Raw genomic sequence first — 15,885 nt, 5'->3', positions numbered from 1 at the left:
GTAGCGGCCCCCGCGCGCGCCCCCCGCCCGCGGGCATCCCCCGGGCCGCGGGCCCCCCCCCCCGCCCCCCGCGGCGGTGAACTCCACACCGGGGGGGGGGGCGCCCCCGGGCCCGGGGGCCCGCCCCTCACGCGTGTCCCTACTTCTTCTTCGCGCCGCGCTTCTCGCGCACCCGCACGGAGATGTGGATCGGGGTGCCCTCGAAGCCGAACTCCTCGCGCAGCCGGCGCTCGATGAAGCGGCGGTAGCCGGCCTCGATGAAACCGGAGGCGAAGAGGACGAACCGCGGCGGCTTGGTGCCGGCCTGGGTGCCGAACAGGATGCGCGGCTGCTTGCCGCCCCGGACCGGGTGCGGGTGGGCCGAGACCAGCTCGCCGAGGAAGGCGTTGAGGCGGCCGGTGGGCACCCGGGTCTCCCAGCCGGCGAGGGCGGTCTCGATGGCGGGGACCAGCTTCTCCATGTGCCGGCCGGTGCGCGCGGAGACGTTCACCCGGGGCGCCCAGGCGACCTGGCCGAGCTCGGTCTCGATCTCGCGCTCCAGGTAGTAGCGGCGCTCCTCGTCGAGGGTGTCCCACTTGTTGAAGGCCATGACGACCGCGCGGCCCGCCTCGACGGCCATGGTGACGATCCGCTGGTCCTGGACCGAGATGGACTCGGAGGCGTCGATCAGGATGACCGCCACCTCGGCCTTCTCCACGGCGGCGGCGGTCCGCAGCGAGGCGTAGTAGTCGGCGCCCTGCTGGAGGTGGACGCGCTTGCGGATACCGGCGGTGTCGACGAACTTCCAGGTGACGCCGCCGAGTTCGATCAGCTCGTCGACCGGGTCGCGGGTGGTGCCGGCCAGCTCGTTGACGACGACGCGCTCCTCGTTCGCCACCTTGTTGAGGAGGGAGGACTTGCCGACGTTGGGGCGGCCGATGAGGGCGATCCGGCGGGGGCCGCCGACGCCGGGGCCGCCGAAGGTCTGCTCGGGGGCCTCGGGGAGCGCCTCCAGGACGGCGTCCAGCATGTCGCCGGTGCCGCGGCCGTGCAGCGCGGAGACCGGGTGCGGCTCGCCCAGGCCGAGGGACCACAGGTAGGAGGCGTCGGCCTCGCCGCTGGGGCCGTCCACCTTGTTGGCGGCCAGCACGACGGGCTTGCCGGCCTTGCGCAGCAGTCGTACGACCGCCTCGTCGGTGTCGGTCGCGCCGACCTTGGCGTCGACGACGAAGACGACCGCGTCGGCCGCCTCGATCGCGTACTCGGCCTGCGCGGCCACGGAGGCGTCGATGCCGAGGACGTCCTGCTCCCAGCCGCCGGTGTCGACGACCTTGAAGCGGCGGCCCGCCCACTCGGCCTCGTAGGTCACGCGGTCGCGGGTGACGCCGGGCTTGTCCTCGACGACGGCCTCGCGGCGCCCGATGATGCGGTTGACCAGGGTCGACTTGCCGACGTTCGGGCGGCCGACGACGGCGAGCACGGGCAGCGGACCATGGCCCGCCGCCTCGATGGCGCCCTCGACGTCCTCGATGTCGAAGCCCTCTTCCGCGGCGAGCTCCATGAACTCCGCGTACTCGGCGTCGCCGAGCGCCCCGTGGTCGTACTCGTGCTCAGCCGAGTCGCCGGGCTGGCTGTGGTCGTTCATGAAGTCCGTACCTCGTCGTTCATCGTGGTGATCGGTGGATCAGGCGCATATCGGGCTGATCCACTACTTAGTGTCGCCTAGCGTCCGGTCAGACGCCTGGCGTTTTCCAGGTGGCCGCTGAGCTGCTTCTGGATGCGTTCGGTGGCCTCGTCCAGGACCTTGCGGGTGCGCCGGCCGCTGCCGTCGCCCGCCTCGAAGGGGTCGCCGAAGACGACGTCGACGCGGGAGCGCAGCGGGGGCAGCTCCTTTATCAACCGTCCCTGCCGCTCGGAGCTTCCCAGCACGGCCACCGGGACGATCGGCGCGCCGGAGCGCACCGCGAAGTAGGCGAGGCCGGCCCGCAGGGCGGCGAAGTCGCCGTCGCCCCGGCTGCCCTCGGGGAAGATGCCGAGCACTCCCCCGGCCTCCAGGACACCGAGCGCCCGGGTGATCGCCGTGCGGTCGGCGGACTGGCGGTCCACCTTCAGCTGGCCGATCCGGGTCAGGAACGGGTCGAGCGGCCCGACGAACGCCTCCTTCTTGATCAGGAAGTGCGTCGGCCGGGGCGCCACGCCCATGACCATCGGGCCGTCGATGTTGTGGGAGTGGTTCACGGCGAGGATCGCCGGGCCGTGCGCGGGCACCTTCCAGGAACCCAGCACGCGCGGCTTCCACAGCCCGTACATCAGGCCGACGCCGATCCGCCGTCCGGTCTCGGCGCCCCGCCGCGACGGGAGGCTCACTTCCCGGCCCGCTTCTCCTCGACGAGGGTGACGACACACTCGACGACCTGGGCGAGGGTCAGCTCGGTGGTGTCCACCTCGACCGCGTCGTCCGCCTTGGCGAGCGGCGAGGCCTTGCGGGTCGAGTCGGCCGCGTCCCGCTTGATCAGGGCCTCGCGGGTGGCGTTGACGTCGGCGCCCTTGAGCTCGCCGCTGCGCCGGGCCGCGCGGGCCTCCGGCGAGGCGGTGAGGAAGATCTTGAGGTCGGCGTCGGGCAGCACGGTCGTACCGATGTCCCGGCCCTCGACGACGATCCCGACCCCGGCCGAGGCGGCCAGCGAGCGCTGCAGCTCGGTGATCCGCGCCCGCACCTCCGGCACCGCGCTGACCGCGCTGACCGCGCCGGAGACCTCCTGGGTGCGGATCGGGCCGGCCACGTCGGTGCCGTCGACCGTGATCGTCGGGTCCGCCGGGTCGGTGCCGGAGACGATCTCGGGCTTGCCGGCCGCGGCGGCGATCTCGGACGGGTCGGCGACGTCGATCCCGTTGGTCACCATCCACCAGGTCATCGCCCGGTACTGGGCGCCGGTGTCCAGGTAGCTCAGGCCGAGCTGCGCGGCGACGGCCTTCGACGTGCTCGACTTGCCGGTGCCGGCGGGGCCGTCGATGGCGACAATCACGGGCTGGGCAGCGCCGTTTTCCACGGGGGGACACCTTCCGGGTGCAGGGTGGGAGTGGTGTGCGGGACGCCATCGCGCCCCGCACAAGGTTACCGGCCCCCGGGACCGCCCGATTCAGCGCTATTGCCGCAGCGCCCAGCCCCGGTCCCGCAGGGCCGAGGTGAGCACCGGCACGGCCTTCGGCTCCACCCACAGCTGGACGAGACCGGCCTGCTGCCCGGTGGCGTGCTCGATGCGGACGTCCTCGATGTTGACCCCGGCCGCGCCGGCGTCCGCGAAGATCCGGGCCAGCTGGCCGGGCTGGTCGTCGATGAGGACCGCCACGACCTCGTACGCCCGCGGCGCCGACCCGTGCTTGCCGGGGACCCGCACCTGGCCGGCGTTGCCGCGCCGCAGCATGTCCTCGATGCCGGCCCCGCCCTCGCGCCGCTTCTCCCCGTCGGAGGACTGCAGGGCGCGCAGCGCGCCGACCGTCTCGTCCAGGTCGGCGGCGACGTCCGCGAGCAGGTCGGCGACCGGCCCGGGGTTCGCGGAGAGGATGTCGATCCACATCCGGGGGTCGGAGGCGGCGATCCGGGTGACGTCCCGGATGCCCTGCCCGCACAGTCGTACGGCGGCCTCCTCGGCGTGCTCCAGACGGGCGGCGACCATGCTGGAGACCAGGTGGGGCATGTGGGAGACGAGGGCCACCGCGCGGTCGTGGGCGTCGGCGTCCATCACCACCGGCACGGCCCGGCAGTGCGAGACCAGCTCCAGGGCGAGGTTCAGCACCTCGGTGTCGGTGTCCCGGGTCGGGGTGAGCACCCAGGGGCGGCCCTCGAAGAGGTCGGCGGTGGCGGCCAGCGGGCCGGACTTCTCCCGGCCGGCCATGGGGTGCGTGCCGATGTAGGCCGACAGGTCCAGGCCGCGCGCCTCCAGCTCGCGGCGCGGGCCGCCCTTGACGCTGGCAACGTCCGCGTAGCCGCGCGCCACGCCCCGGTCCATCGCGTCGGCGAGGACGGCGGCCACATGGGCGGGCGGGGCGGCGACCAGGGCCAGGTCGACGGGGCCCTCCGGGGCCTGGTCGGTGCCGGCGCCCAGCGCGGCGGCCGTCCGGGCCTGCTCCGGGTCGTGGTCGGCCAGGTGGACGACGACGCCCCGCTGGGCGAGGGCGAGCGCGGCGGACGTACCGATGAGACCGGTACCGATGACGAGGGCGGTCCTCACTGGGCGATGTCCTTGCGCAGGGCGGCGGCGGCGCCGAGGTAGACATGGCTGATCTCGGCGCGGGGCCGGTCGGACTCGATGTGCGCCAGTATCCGTACGACCCGGGGCATCGCGCCCTCGATGTCCAGTTCCTGGGCGCAGATCAGGGGGACGTCGACGATGCCGAGCTTGCGCGCGGCGGCCGCCGGGAAGTCGCTGTGCAGATCGGGGGTGGCCGTGAACCAGATGCTGATCAGGTCGTCGGCGGTCAGTCCGTTCCGCTCCAGGACGGCGGTGAGCAGCGCTCCGACCTGCTCGTCCATGTGACCGGCCTCGTCCCGCTCCAGCTGGACGGCCCCCCGGACCGCTCGTACCGCCACGGCACTGCTCCTGTTCTGATGTCGGCTCCTGCGTCCGTCCAGCCTAGTCAGACCGTGCCGCGTACCGGCACGGTGCCCGCCCGCTGAGACACCGTCTCAGCGGGACTGCCGCCGGATCAGGTCCTCGATCGAGGCCTTCGGCACCGCGCCCTCGGGGGTGAGCCGGTCGACGGCGTCGGGCAGCACCCGGGCGAGCTGGTCGGCGGCCTGCTCCGGGGTCGTCCCGGTCTCCTCGGCGACCTGCTGGAGGGTGTCGTCGGGCAGGGCCTGCTGGAGCTGGTCGCCGGTGACGGGCTGGTTGGCGCCGGTGCCGACCCAGGAGTCCTTCTGGGCGGTCAGACCGGACCTCGCGAGGGAGTCCAGCAGTCCGCCGAGCGAGCCGCCGCCCTGGCCGTGGCTCATCGCGGCGATCAGCGCGGTCAGCAGCCCGGCGCCCTTGCCCTCGCCGCCCAGGAGGCTGCCGAGCATGCTTTCGAGATCGTTGCCTGCCATGGCCCCAATGTCACTTGAATCACCGCATTCCGCTACTTGGGGTGAAAAGCCCCTGTGCGCCTCTTTACGCGGACCCACCGGTCCGCTCTGATGGCAGGCACACCCGCCTCGGGGGAGGCCCGCCATGAAACGTCCCGGACCTGTGCTGACCCTTCTCGCGGGTCTGCTGCTCGGCCTGTTCATGCTGACGCTCAACGCGACGACGGGGACGAGGACGGCCTCGTCGTCGTACCGGGAGAAGTCGCCGAGCCCCACACCGACGAGCACCACCACGACACCGAGAACCTCGCCGTCGCCGTCGCCCTCGCCCTCGCCCTCGCCCTCGAAGATCCCCGACTCCTCCTACTCCGGCCGCACCGACGACGACTCGTCCGCCGTCGCCGTCTCGGTCCGCGCCGGCAGGGCGATCGCCTACTTCTGCGACGGGCACAGCAAGGAGGCGTGGCTGAAGGGCCCGGTGAAGTCCGACGGCAGCATGCGGCTGACCGGCGCCGACGGCGCCGTGCTGAACGGCACGCTGCAGGAGAACGAGCGCATCCGCGGCGCCGTCGAGTTCGACGGCGGCCACTACGCCTTCACCGCCCACAAGGCCGTCAAGGGCACCGCGCTGTACCGGGCCACGGCGACCGTGCGCGGCGCGCGGATCGACGGCGGCTGGATCGTGCTCGCCGACGGCAGCCAGGTCGGCGTCGTCGACCGCGACGGCACGCCCTCGGCAGCGCCCGGCATCGACCCGGAGACCGGCGCCGTGACGGTCGACGGGCAGCGGCTGACGGCGGCCCCGGTCGCTCCCTGACACCCGGCCAGGTCCACACGCCCAGCCAGGTCCGCACGCCCGGCCGAGTCCGCACGCCCGGCCAAGTCCGCACAGCCCCGTCGTGGCTGACGCCCCGTCGGCCGCCGACACCCAGCTCGTCCCCGAACCCGGCCGTGACCCGAGGGAGCCGACCATGACCGTCGACCCGAACGCCGCCACCCAGAGCTGGCCGTCGCCCCGGCCGGACCACCGCCGCGCGCACCCGGCCCGCTATCTGCTGCCGGCCCTGGTGGCCGCCGCCGTCGCGGTCGGCCTCGGCGTGTACGGCAGGGTCCACCATCCGACCGGCACCGCGTTCAACCTGGCGGGCTTCAGCAGCACCGGCGCGGTCAAGTCCTGGCTCGCCTCGACGGCGTTCTTCTTCGCCCTCGTCCAGCTGGTCTCGGCCCTGATGATGTACGGCAGGCTGCCGGGGCCGCGCTGGGCGTCCGCGCTGCACCGCTGGTCGGGGCGGATCGCGTTCCTGGTCGCCGTGCCGGTGGCGGTGCACTGCCTGTACGCGTTGGGCTATCAGACGTACGAAACGCGCGTTTTGTGGCACTCCATCCTGGGTTGCTTCTTCTTCGGTGTTTTCAGTGCCAAGATGCTGCTGCTCCGCTCGGAGCGACTCCCTGGCTGGCTGCTGCCGATCGTCGGTGGACTGGTGTTCGCCGCGCTCACGCTCATCTGGCTGACGTCAGCGTTCTGGTTCTTCCGCACGTTCGGGGTGACGACATGACCGACGGCTCCACTCGGCGCACGGTTCTCGCGACGGGCGCTGCCGCGCTCGCCGTGGGATGCGCGGGATGCAGCAACTACAACGACAACAGCGGTTCCTCCAGCTCCGCCGAGTCGCCCTCCGGCGAGTCGACGACCGGTGCCGCCGCCGGGACGGCGCTGGCGCAGACGAGCGAGATCCCGGAGGGCGGCGGCACGGTCTTCAAGGACCAGAAGGTCGTGGTGACGCAGCCGGCGAAGGGCGAGTTCAAGGCCTTCTCGGCGATCTGCACCCACCAGGGCTGCACGGTGAGCCGGGTGGCGGACGGCACCATCGACTGCCCCTGCCACGGCAGCAAGTTCAAGATCGCCGACGGCGCGGTGGCCCACGGCCCGGCGACCCGGCCGCTGCCGGCCAAGTCGATCACCGTCAGCGGAAATTCGATCACCCTGGCGTGACCGGCCGCGTACGCTCCCCGGCATGCAGCCCGAGGACCTGGTACGCGACCACACGATCTACGCCTGTGTCATGGGGTCGCGCGCCTTCGGTCTGGCCACGGAGGGCAGCGACACCGACCGCCGGGGCGTGTTCCTCGCCCCCACTCCCCTGTTCTGGCGCTTCGAGAAGCCCCCGACGCATGTGGAGGGGCCGGGCGAGGAACGGTTCTCCTGGGAGCTGGAACGGTTGTGCGAGCTGGCGCTGCGGGCCAACCCGAACATCCTGGAGTGCCTGCACTCGCCCTTGGTCGAGCACGTCGACGACACCGGCCGCGAGCTGCTCGCGCTGCGCGGCGCCTTCCTCTCCCGGCGGGCCCACGACAGCTTCACCCGGTACGCCCTCGGCCAGCGCCGCAAGCTCGACGCCGACGTCCGTACCCATGGCGCCCCGCGCTGGAAGCACGCGATGCATCTGCTGCGGCTCCTGACGAGCGCCCGTGACCTGCTGCGCACGGGTGAGCTGACGATCGGCGTCGGGGACCGGCGCGCGGAGTTCCTGGCCGTGAAGCGGGGCGAGGTCTCCTGGGCGGAGGTCGAGTCGCGGATGGCCCGGCTCGCCGAGGAGACGGAGCGGGCCCTGTCCGGCAGCCCGCTCCCGGCGGAGCCGGACCACGCGCGCGTGGCCGACTTCCTGCTCCGGGTCCGCCGCGCCTCGGCCTGCCGGGAGCCCCTCCCGGCAGGCCCCTAGGCGTCCCAGAGCGCGCCCAGCGTCATCAGGTCCCCCCGGTACTCGATCCGGTCGGCCCACGCGGTCGGCCAGGCGTCCTCGCCCAGCCAGGCACCGGCGAACGCCCCGGTCAGACAGGCGATGGAGTCCGAGTCGCCGGAGGAGCAGGCGGCCCGGCGCAGCGCGAGCAGCGGCTCGTCGGGGAAGAGCAGGAAGCAGAGCAGACCGGTGGCCAGGGCCTCCTCGGCGATCCAGCCGGCGCCGGTGGCCAGGCAGGGGTCGTCCTCCGGCGAGGCGGTCCGCACGGCCTCCTCCAGCCGGTCGAGGATCGCCAGGCACTCGTCCCAGCCGCGCGCGATGAAGTGCTCCGGGTTCGGGTCCTGGCTGCGGGTCCACAGGTCGCCGAGCCAGGTGCGGTGGTAGCGGTTGCGGTTCTCGCGCGCGTACGACCGCAGCCGCCCGACCAGTTCGGCCGGTCCGACCCCCTGCGCGAGCAGCCGTACGGCCCGCGCGGTGAGGTCGGAGGCGGCCAGGGCGGTGGGGTGGCCGTGGGTGAGGGCGGACTGCAACTGGGCGGCACCGGCCCGCTGTTCGTCGCTCAGCCCCGGGGCGAGCCCGACGGGCGCGACCCGCATGTTGGCCCCGCATCCCTTGGAGTCGATCTGGCTGGCGTCCTGCCAGAGCCGTCCCTCCCCCTTGAGCAGCTCGCAGGCGCGCAGACAGGTCCGGCCGGGCGCCCGGTTGTTCTCCGGCGACTGGTACCAGTCCACGAACTCCTCGCGCAGCGGCCGCTCCAGCCGCTCGGGCGCGAGCACGCCCCGGTCCATGGCGGTGCGCAGCGCGTGTCCGACCGCGATCGTCATCTGCGTGTCGTCGGAGACGACGGCACGCGCGGGCAGCTCCATCTCCTGCCACGGCCCGCACTTGGCGAGGATCGACGGCACGTCGTTGAACTCGGTCGGGAAGCCGAGCGCGTCCCCGAGGGCGAGACCGATCAGGGCGCCGGTGGCGGCGCGTTTGTGGACGATGGTCGTGGTCATGCGGGGCGTCCTTCCCGGGACGGGCGGAGCAGGGGCGGGTGGAGGGCGGTGGCGGTGCCCGCGCGGTAGAGGGCGGCCGGTTTGCCGCGGCCGCCGGTCAACCGGGCGGCGCCGGGGACGGGTTCGACGAAGCCGGGCGTGGCGAGCACCTTGCGGCGGAAGTTGGGGCGGTCCAACTCGACGCCCCAGACGGTCTCGTAGATGTTCTGCAGCTCGCCGAGCGTGAACTCGGGCGGGCAGAAGGCGGTGGCCAGGCAGCTGTACTCCAGCCGCGCGCCCACGCGTTCGTGCGCGTCGGCGAGGATCCGGTCGTGGTCGAAGGCGAGCGGTCCGGCCGCGTCGTACGGCAGCCAGCGCGCCTGTGCCGCGTCGCCGCCGCCGTGCGGTTCGGGCGGGTCGGGCAGCAGCGCGGTGAAGGCGACGGAGACCACCCGCATCCTCGGGTCGCGCTCCGGCTCGCTGTAGGTGCGCAACTGCTCCAGGTGCAGCCCCTCCAGGCCCGGCAGGTTCGACAGGCCGGTCTCCTCGGCGAGTTCGCGCCGGGCCGCCGTCTCGGCCGACTCCTTGGGCAGCACGAAGCCGCCGGGCAGCGCCCAGTGGCCGAGGTACGGCTCCTGTCCGCGCTCGACGAGCAGCACGTACAGGGTGCCGGCGCGGACGGTGAGGACGGCGAGGTCGACGGTGACGGCGAAGGGTTCGTAGGCGTACTTGTCGTAGCCCTGCATGCGTCCGTCCACCCCCTTACTGGTCGTTCCGGCCGGCCGTTCCATGACCATGCCGACTAATAGTCTCTACGACTATAAATACCCCGCAGGTCACCGCGCAAGCCCTGTCGCAGGCCGCCAGTGGCCGCTGGAGCCCCGTTCCCGGGAACGGCGGCGGCCGGTCCCGGAGAGTCCGGAACCGGCCGTCAGAGAGCCGTACGAGCCCCTTCGCGGGGCCGGCCGAGGCCTAGAGGTCGACTTCCTGCATGAGCATCCCGACCTCGGTGTTGGACAGGCGGCGCAGCCAGCCCGACTTCTGGTCGCCGAGGGTGATCGGACCGAAGGACACCCGGACCAGCTTGTCGACCGGGAACCCGGCCTCCGCCAGCATGCGCCGCACGATGTGCTTGCGGCCCTCGTGCAGGGTGACCTCGACCAGGTAGTTCTTGCCGGTCTGCTCGACGACCCGGAAGTGGTCGGCGCGCGCGTACCCGTCCTCCAGCTGGATGCCGTCCTTGAGCTTCTTGCCCAGGTCGCGCGGGATGGGGCCGACGATGTGCGCGAGGTAGGTCTTCTTCACGCCGTACTTGGGGTGGGTCAGCCGGTGCGCCAGCTCGCCGTGGTTGGTGAGCAGGATGACGCCCTCGGTCTCGGTGTCCAGCCGCCCCACGTGGAAGAGCCGGGTCTCCCGGTTGGTGACGTAGTCGCCGAGGCACTGCCGCCCGTCCGGGTCCTCCATGGTGGAGACCACACCGGCCGGCTTGTTCAGCGAGAAGAACTGGTACGACTGCGTGGCGACGGTCAGCCCGTCGACGCGCACCTCGTCCTTCTCCGGGTCGACCCGCTTGCCCTGCTCCAGGACGATCTCGCCGTTGACCTCGACCCGGGCCTGCTCGATCAGCTCCTCGCAGGCGCGCCGGGAGCCGTAGCCCGCGCGGGCGAGCACCTTCTGCAGCCGCTCGCCCTCCTGCTCGGCGCCCGGGAAGGTCTTGGGGAGCTTCACGTCCGGCTTGCCGGCGTACCGCTCCCGGTTGCGCTCCTCGGCGCGGGCGTCGTACTCGCGCGAGGTGGCGGGCGCCCACCGCCCGCGTCCCGTGTCCTGGCCCTGCCTGGGCCCGCCCTTGGCGCCGCCGCGCGCCGAGGCGCCGCGGCCCGACTTCGGCCCGTCCTGGGTGGCGTTCGGGCCCACGTCGTAGCGCCGCTCCTCCGGGCGCGGCTTCTTCGGCCGGCCGGCGCCCGGCTTGTCGTCGCGGGAGTTGCCGGCGCCGCGGTAGCTGCCGCGCCCACCGCTGCTCCCGCCGCGGCCGCCGCTGTTGCCACCACGGCTCCCGCCGTTGTTTCCGCTGCTGTTCCTGCCGCTGCTGCTTCGCATCAAAATTTCCGTCTAGTCGTCTGCGTCCTCGGAATCCGGCGCATCGGGTGCGTCCGGATCGAACGACGGCACGCCCTCCTGGGTCTCGGCCTCGATCGCCTCGGCCTCCGGGAGGAAGGGCGCGAGCTCCGGGAGTTCGTCCAGGCCGCGCAGGCCCATCCGCTCCAGGAAGTAGTTCGTCGTCCTGTACAGGATCGCACCTGTTTCGGGTTCCGCGCCCGCCTCCTCGACCAGACCGCGCTGGAGCAGGGTGCGCATCACACCGTCGCAGTTGACTCCACGCACCACCGAGACCCGGCTGCGGCTCACCGGCTGACGGTAGGCGACGACCGCGAGCGTCTCCAGGGCGGCCTGGGTGAGCCGGGCGGTCTGGCCCTCCAGGACCAGCCGCTCGACGGCGGGCGCGAACTCGCCGCGGGTGTAGAAACGCCAGCCGCCCGCGACGAAGCGCAGCTCGAAGCCGCGGCCCTGCGCCGTGTACTCGTCGGCGAGGGCCCGCAGCGCCTTGGTGATCGTCTGCTTCGGCCGCTCCAGGATCTTGGACAGGTGCTCGACGGTGGCGGGCTCGTCGACGACCATCAGGACGGCCTCCAGGGCCGGCTTGAGGTCGAGCTCGGCGACCGGGCGCAGTCCGGCCGGCAGCTCGGTGGTGTCCTCGCTCACGCCTTGTCCTCCTTGGGCGGCTCGGGCGGCCGGTCGAATTCGTCGGTCACCATCAGCCGCGTCTCCTCGCCCCCGCCGGTCCAGCGCACGATCAGGTCGCCGAGCGCGGTCTCCTGGTCGAGGGCGACGGCCTTCTCCCGGTACAGCTCGAGGAGGGCGAGGAAGCGGGCCACGACGGTGAGCGTGTTGTCGGTGTCCTCGACGAGCACCCGGAAGCTGGCCTCGCCGAGCTCCCGCAGCCGCGCCACCACGATCCCGGCCTGCTCCTGCACGCTGACCAGCGGGGCGTGGATGTGGTCCACGTACACCTGCGGCTTGGGCTTCGGCTGCATCGCCTTGACCGCGAGCCTGGCGAACCCCTCCGGTCCGATGCTGATGACGACCTCGGGCAGCAGCTCGGCGAGATGCGGTTCCAGGCCGACGGTGCGGGGCCAGCGGCGGGCCTCGTCGTCCAGGCGCCGGTTGAAGATGTCGGCGATCTGCTTGTACGCGCGGTACTGCAGGAGCCGGGCGAAGAGCAGGTCCCGGGCTTCGAGGAGCGCCAGGTCGGCCTCGTCCTCGACCTCGGCGGCGGGCAGCAGCCGGGCGGCCTTGAGGTCGAGCAGCGTGGCGGCGACGACGAGGAACTCCGTCGTCTGGTCCAGGTCCCAGTCCGGCCCCATGGCCCGGATGTGCGCCATGAACTCGTCGGTGACCTTGGAGAGGGCGACCTCGGTGACGTCCAGCTTGTGCTTGGAGATCAGCTGGAGGAGGAGGTCGAAGGGGCCCTCGAAGTTGGCGAGCCGGACCTTGAAGACACCGTCGGGGACGGGCTCTGCCTCGGGTTCGGGTGCCGGTTCGGGTTCAGGTGCGGATTCCGGCTCCGGTTCCGGTGCGGGTTCCGGCTCCTGTCGGAGTTCCGGTTCCGGTACGTCCACGGCGGCCTCGGACGCCGGCTCCGGTTCCGTGGGAACCGCTGGTGGCGCCGCTCCCGGCCCTCGCCCCAGCGCACGGCGGCGGCCGCCGGAGGAGCCGGAAAAGGGGGCGTCGGTCGAGGTCATAGCCCCCGAAGGCTACCCCTAGCGCCCGCGCAGCCGTCGTACGAGGATGCTCGCGTCGCCGCGGGACTCCAGGTCCGCCAGGACCACGGCGACCGCCTCGCGGACGATCCGGCCCCGGTCGACGGCCAGCCCGTGCTCGCCGCGGAGCACGAGACGGGCGTGCTCCAGGTCCATCAGCTCCTCGGCGGAGACGTACACGGTGATCTTCTCGTCGTGCCGCTCGCGGCCGCTGGGCCGCCGGGCGGGTGCCCGGCCGCCGCCGCGCTGCTTGCGGGGCTGGACCTGCGCGGCGGATCCGGCAGAACCTTCCTGCGCCGCCGCCTGCTGCCGCGCGGCCCGCTCCGCCGACGGCGCGACCGTGACGGACTGCGCGGCGTGGTTGCGGGACTCCCCGGCGTCGCCCGGACCGGCCTCCGCCGCCACGTGCTCCGCGCCCTCGCCGTCGCCGCCCTGCACGGGCACCGACTGGGGCACGTCCTCGGCGGCCGCGGCCGCCGTCTCGTCGCTCTCCCCCGCGGGAGCCGGCACCCGGACCTCACCGTTGGCCGGGCGCCTGGGCGTGGACGGCTGGAGCGCCATCCCCCCTGTCGTACGGAACAGTTCGTCGGCCCCGGGCAGACTCACTCGGCGTGACACCGGGCGAGCACCTCCCTGGCGAGCTGGCGGTAGGCGGCGGCACCGACGGAGTTGGACGCGTACGTGGTGATCGGCTCGCCGGCGACCGTGGTCTCCGGGAAGCGGACCGTGCGGCCGATGACCGTGTGGTAGACGTGGTCGTCGAACGCCTCGACCACCCGGGCCAGCACCTCACGGCTGTGGACCGTGCGCGAGTCGTACATCGTGGCGAGGATCCCGTCGAGCTCCAGCTCCGGGTTGAGCCGCTCCTGGACCTTCTCGATGGTCTCGGTCAGCAGGGCCACACCACGCAGGGCGAAGAACTCGCACTCCAGCGGCACGATCACCTTGTGAGCGGCCGTCAGCGCGTTGACCGTGAGCAGGCCGAGCGAGGGCTGACAGTCGATCACGATGTAGTCGTAGTCGGGCAGCAGCGGCTTCAGGGCGCGCTGCAGCGTCGACTCGCGGGCCACCTCGGAGACCAGCTGGACCTCGGCGGCCGACAGGTCGATGTTGGAGGGCAGCAGGTCCATGTTGGGGACCGCGGTCTTCAGGAGGACCTCGTCGGCCGCCATGCCCCGCTCCATGAGCAGGTTGTAGACGGTGAGGTCGAGCTCCATCGGGTTGACGCCGAGACCCACCGACAGCGCGCCCTGCGGGTCGAAGTCCACGAGCAGCACCCGGCGGCCGTACTCCGCGAGCGCGGCACCCAGGTTGATGGTCGACGTGGTCTTGCCGACGCCGCCCTTCTGGTTGCACATCGCGATGATCGTCGCGGGGCCGTGACTGGTCACCGGGCCCGGGATCGGGAAGTACGGGAGCGGGCGCCCGGTCGGGCCGACGCGCTCGCGGCGCTGGCGGGCCGCGTCCGGCGCGAGCGTGGCCGCGTACTCCGGATCGGGCTCGTACTCGGCGTCGGGGTCGTAGAAGTGCCCGTCGGGCAGTTCGTCGTAGTCGGCGAATTGGTTGTGGGGCGCGCCACTTCCGTCGCCGGCCATGGCGTTCACGTGATGGCCATCCATGCTCTGGTGTGCTGTCCGCGTGGTCAGCGGAGTCCGGGCTGCTGTGAAGGTGCGCACCGCGACGGAGCCGACAGCCTCGAACCCCGCGGGACCCTGGTCCCGTACCGGCATTCCTGGTTGACCACCCCCGGGAGAAAATGTCGACTCATTCACAAGTCGTCTTACCTCCTTGGTGACCAGGAAACTTCTAGACAGGTCAGCGTGGCACCATGCCGACAGCTGGCGACTCTATGGCGTGTCGGGCGTTCGCAGCAACACAATCCGCCGGACCCGGCACGATGTGTCGGCAATGAAACATCTCGCTGTCAAGGGCGTACGGCCGTCGCACAGCAGGTTTCACCGGTGTACGAATCGGTCGAACGGTTACGTTCGAGGCGAGTTGACCGAGAGTCGCAAAGTGACCATACACACATCTGGCCGGACCTTGTCGGGCAAGGTCCGGCCGTGTGTTCGTGATTGACGCGGCTTGTTGACGTATCGCCTTTACGAAAAGGTGACTTAGCCACCGCCCCGTGGGGCGCCGGGTCAGCCGATCAGCGTGTCGAGGTCCACGTGCTCCAGGCCGTGCGCCTCGGCGACCTCCTTGTAAACGACCTTGCCGTCATGGGTGTTGAGGCCCTTGGCGAGCGCGGCGTCGCGGCGCAGGGCCTCCGCCCAGCCGTTGTTCGCGAGCGACACGATGTACGGCAGCGTGGCGTTGGTGAGCGCGTAGGTGGAGGTGTTGGGCACCGCGCCGGGCATGTTGGCGACGCAGTAGAAGACCGACTCGTGGACCTTGAAGGTCGGCTCGGCGTGCGTGGTGGGGCGGGAGTCCTCGAAGCAGCCGCCCTGGTCGATCGCGATGTCGACAAGGACACTTCCCTGCTTCATGCGGGAGACCAGCTCGTTGGTGACGAGCTTCGGGGCCTTGGCGCCGGGGATCAGCACCGCGCCGATCACGAGGTCGGCCTCCAGGCAGGCCTTCTCCAGCTCGAAGGAGTTGGAGACGACGGTCTGGATCTTGGTGCCGAAGACCTTGTCGGCCTCCTTGAGCTTGTTGATGTCCTTGTCGAGCAGGGTCACGTGGAAGCCCATGCCGATGGCGATCTGCGCGGCGTTCCAGCCGGAGACGCCACCGCCGATGACGACGGCCTTGGCGGCCAGCACGCCCGGGACACCGCCGGGCAGCACACCGCGGCCGCCGTTGGCGCGCATCAGGTGGTAGGCGCCGACCTGCGGGGCGAGCCGGCCCGCGACCTCGGACATGGGCGCGAGCAGCGGCAGGGCGCGGTTCGGGAGCTCGACGGTCTCGTAGGCGATCGCCGTGGTGCCGGACTCCAGGAGGGCGTCGGTGCACTCCTTGGAGGCGGCCAGGTGCAGGTAGGTGAAGAGGGTCTGGTCCTTGCGGAGGCGGTGGTACTCCTCCGCGATGGGCTCCTTGACCTTCAGCAGCAGGTCGGCGGTGGCCCACACCTCGTCGGCGGTGTCCAGGATCGTGGCGCCGGCGGAGATGTACTCGTCGTCCGGGATCGACGAGCCGAGACCGGCGCCGCGCTCGATGACGACCTGGTGGCCGTGACGCACCAGCTCGTGCACGCCGGCCGGGGTGATGGCCACCCGGAACTCGTTGTTCTTGACCTCGCGGGGGATGCCGACCTTCACGTCGATCACGGTCCTTGGCTCAGAGGGTGTGGGGGCACAGCTGCACAT

The 15,885-nt window shown here is 72.1% G+C and carries 18 protein-coding genes; 4 read left to right on the top strand and 14 right to left on the bottom strand.

Features of this window, described 5'->3' with window-relative positions; translation table 11 throughout:
• Nucleotides 1-139 precede the first annotated feature (139 nt).
• The 6 genes from der to ACGFZS_RS49470 all read right to left on the bottom strand — a co-directional run bounded on the left by der (nt 140) and on the right by ACGFZS_RS49470 (nt 5,062).
• Complete coding sequence (gene der, locus ACGFZS_RS49495) at nt 140-1,624, bottom strand: ribosome biogenesis GTPase Der (protein ID WP_393668279.1); 1,485 nt, start codon at nt 1,622-1,624, stop codon at nt 140-142.
• A gap of 77 nt (nt 1,625-1,701) precedes the next feature.
• Entirely contained in the window at nt 1,702-2,289 is a 588-nt protein-coding gene (locus ACGFZS_RS49490) for a lysophospholipid acyltransferase family protein (protein ID WP_393800799.1), read from the bottom strand.
• A gap of 53 nt (nt 2,290-2,342) precedes the next feature.
• A complete protein-coding gene (cmk, locus tag ACGFZS_RS49485; RefSeq protein WP_393800794.1) occupies nt 2,343-3,029 on the bottom strand; it encodes a (d)CMP kinase in 687 nt (228 codons plus the stop codon).
• Nucleotides 3,030-3,125: 96 nt separating this feature from the next.
• Complete coding sequence (locus ACGFZS_RS49480) at nt 3,126-4,211, bottom strand: prephenate dehydrogenase (RefSeq protein WP_393800793.1); 1,086 nt, start codon at nt 4,209-4,211, stop codon at nt 3,126-3,128.
• Complete coding sequence (gene aroH, locus ACGFZS_RS49475) at nt 4,208-4,570, bottom strand: chorismate mutase (protein ID WP_365695325.1); 363 nt, start codon at nt 4,568-4,570, stop codon at nt 4,208-4,210. The genes ACGFZS_RS49480 and aroH overlap by 4 nt, the downstream gene beginning before the upstream one ends.
• 96 nt (nt 4,571-4,666) lie before the next feature.
• Nucleotides 4,667-5,062, bottom strand: a complete 396-nt coding sequence (locus ACGFZS_RS49470) for a YidB family protein (protein WP_393800792.1) — start codon at nt 5,060-5,062, stop codon at nt 4,667-4,669.
• A 124-nt stretch (nt 5,063-5,186) separates the two neighbouring features.
• Here ACGFZS_RS49470 and ACGFZS_RS49465 point away from each other — a divergent pair, with 124 nt between their 5' ends.
• From ACGFZS_RS49465 to ACGFZS_RS49450, 4 genes are all read left to right on the top strand, one after another.
• Nucleotides 5,187-5,858, top strand: a complete 672-nt coding sequence (locus ACGFZS_RS49465) for a hypothetical protein (protein ID WP_393800791.1) — start codon at nt 5,187-5,189, stop codon at nt 5,856-5,858.
• A 154-nt stretch (nt 5,859-6,012) separates the two neighbouring features.
• Nucleotides 6,013-6,597: a DUF6529 family protein gene (locus ACGFZS_RS49460; RefSeq protein ID WP_393800798.1), complete on the top strand. Its 585-nt coding sequence runs from the start codon at nt 6,013-6,015 to the stop codon at nt 6,595-6,597.
• Nucleotides 6,594-7,034, top strand: a complete 441-nt coding sequence (locus ACGFZS_RS49455; protein ID WP_393800790.1) for a Rieske (2Fe-2S) protein — start codon at nt 6,594-6,596, stop codon at nt 7,032-7,034. The genes ACGFZS_RS49460 and ACGFZS_RS49455 overlap by 4 nt, the downstream gene beginning before the upstream one ends.
• 22 nt (nt 7,035-7,056) lie before the next feature.
• Nucleotides 7,057-7,761: a DNA polymerase beta superfamily protein gene (locus ACGFZS_RS49450; protein WP_393800789.1), complete on the top strand. Its 705-nt coding sequence runs from the start codon at nt 7,057-7,059 to the stop codon at nt 7,759-7,761.
• Here ACGFZS_RS49450 and ACGFZS_RS49445 read toward each other — a convergent pair.
• From ACGFZS_RS49445 to ald, 8 genes are all read right to left on the bottom strand, one after another.
• Complete coding sequence (locus ACGFZS_RS49445; RefSeq protein WP_393800788.1) at nt 7,758-8,780, bottom strand: ADP-ribosylglycohydrolase family protein; 1,023 nt, start codon at nt 8,778-8,780, stop codon at nt 7,758-7,760. The genes ACGFZS_RS49450 and ACGFZS_RS49445 overlap by 4 nt on opposite strands.
• A complete protein-coding gene (locus ACGFZS_RS49440) occupies nt 8,777-9,505 on the bottom strand; it encodes an NUDIX domain-containing protein (RefSeq protein ID WP_393800787.1) in 729 nt (242 codons plus the stop codon). Before ACGFZS_RS49440 ends, ACGFZS_RS49445 begins: the two co-directional genes overlap by 4 nt.
• A 226-nt stretch (nt 9,506-9,731) precedes the next feature.
• The gene (locus tag ACGFZS_RS49435) at nt 9,732-10,856 is read right to left on the bottom strand and encodes a pseudouridine synthase (RefSeq protein WP_393800786.1); all 1,125 of its coding nucleotides are present in this window, start codon (nt 10,854-10,856) and stop codon (nt 9,732-9,734) included.
• Nucleotides 10,857-10,868: 12 nt separating this feature from the next.
• Nucleotides 10,869-11,519, bottom strand: a complete 651-nt coding sequence (gene scpB / locus ACGFZS_RS49430) for an SMC-Scp complex subunit ScpB (protein WP_393537635.1) — start codon at nt 11,517-11,519, stop codon at nt 10,869-10,871.
• Nucleotides 11,516-12,559 carry a segregation and condensation protein A gene (locus ACGFZS_RS49425; protein ID WP_393800785.1) on the bottom strand — a complete coding sequence of 348 codons (1,044 nt, stop codon included), beginning with the start codon at nt 12,557-12,559 and terminating at the stop codon, nt 11,516-11,518. Before ACGFZS_RS49425 ends, scpB begins: the two co-directional genes overlap by 4 nt.
• Nucleotides 12,560-12,577: 18 nt before the next feature.
• On the bottom strand, nt 12,578-13,195 hold the full coding sequence (locus ACGFZS_RS49420) for a hypothetical protein (RefSeq protein ID WP_393800784.1): 618 nt from the start codon (nt 13,193-13,195) through the stop codon (nt 12,578-12,580).
• Nucleotides 13,180-14,307, bottom strand: a complete 1,128-nt coding sequence (locus tag ACGFZS_RS49415; RefSeq protein ID WP_393800783.1) for a ParA family protein — start codon at nt 14,305-14,307, stop codon at nt 13,180-13,182. Before ACGFZS_RS49415 ends, ACGFZS_RS49420 begins: the two co-directional genes overlap by 16 nt.
• Before the next feature lie 414 nt (nt 14,308-14,721).
• Nucleotides 14,722-15,846 carry an alanine dehydrogenase gene (ald, locus tag ACGFZS_RS49410; protein ID WP_365695340.1) on the bottom strand — a complete coding sequence of 375 codons (1,125 nt, stop codon included), beginning with the start codon at nt 15,844-15,846 and terminating at the stop codon, nt 14,722-14,724.
• Nucleotides 15,847-15,885: the final 39 nt, after the last annotated feature.

The organism is Streptomyces sp. NPDC048288 (genome assembly GCF_043201555.1).
GTDB lineage: Bacteria > Actinomycetota > Actinomycetes > Streptomycetales > Streptomycetaceae > Streptomyces.
The sequence above is the reverse complement of the archived record's forward strand: the minus strand, read 5'-3'. Positions and strand labels throughout refer to the sequence as shown.

Excerpts from the sequence above, each read along its gene's own strand:
- der (WP_393668279.1), bottom strand. The coding sequence starts at position 1,624 with ATGAACGACCACAGCCAGCCCGGCGACTCGGCTGAGCACGAGTACGAC.
- ACGFZS_RS49490 (WP_393800799.1), bottom strand. The coding sequence starts at position 2,289 with ATGTACGGGCTGTGGAAGCCGCGCGTGCTGGGTTCCTGGAAGGTGCCC.
- ACGFZS_RS49470 (WP_393800792.1), bottom strand. The coding sequence starts at position 5,062 with ATGGCAGGCAACGATCTCGAAAGCATGCTCGGCAGCCTCCTGGGCGGC.
- ACGFZS_RS49465 (WP_393800791.1), top strand. The coding sequence starts at position 5,187 with ATGAAACGTCCCGGACCTGTGCTGACCCTTCTCGCGGGTCTGCTGCTC.
- ACGFZS_RS49460 (WP_393800798.1), top strand. The coding sequence starts at position 6,013 with ATGACCGTCGACCCGAACGCCGCCACCCAGAGCTGGCCGTCGCCCCGG.
- ACGFZS_RS49455 (WP_393800790.1), top strand. The coding sequence starts at position 6,594 with ATGACCGACGGCTCCACTCGGCGCACGGTTCTCGCGACGGGCGCTGCC.
- ACGFZS_RS49450 (WP_393800789.1), top strand. The coding sequence starts at position 7,057 with ATGCAGCCCGAGGACCTGGTACGCGACCACACGATCTACGCCTGTGTC.
- ACGFZS_RS49445 (WP_393800788.1), bottom strand. The coding sequence starts at position 8,780 with ATGACCACGACCATCGTCCACAAACGCGCCGCCACCGGCGCCCTGATC.
- ACGFZS_RS49440 (WP_393800787.1), bottom strand. The coding sequence starts at position 9,505 with ATGCAGGGCTACGACAAGTACGCCTACGAACCCTTCGCCGTCACCGTC.
- ACGFZS_RS49435 (WP_393800786.1), bottom strand. The coding sequence starts at position 10,856 with ATGCGAAGCAGCAGCGGCAGGAACAGCAGCGGAAACAACGGCGGGAGC.
- ACGFZS_RS49425 (WP_393800785.1), bottom strand. The coding sequence starts at position 12,559 with ATGACCTCGACCGACGCCCCCTTTTCCGGCTCCTCCGGCGGCCGCCGC.
- ACGFZS_RS49415 (WP_393800783.1), bottom strand. The coding sequence starts at position 14,307 with ATGCCGGTACGGGACCAGGGTCCCGCGGGGTTCGAGGCTGTCGGCTCC.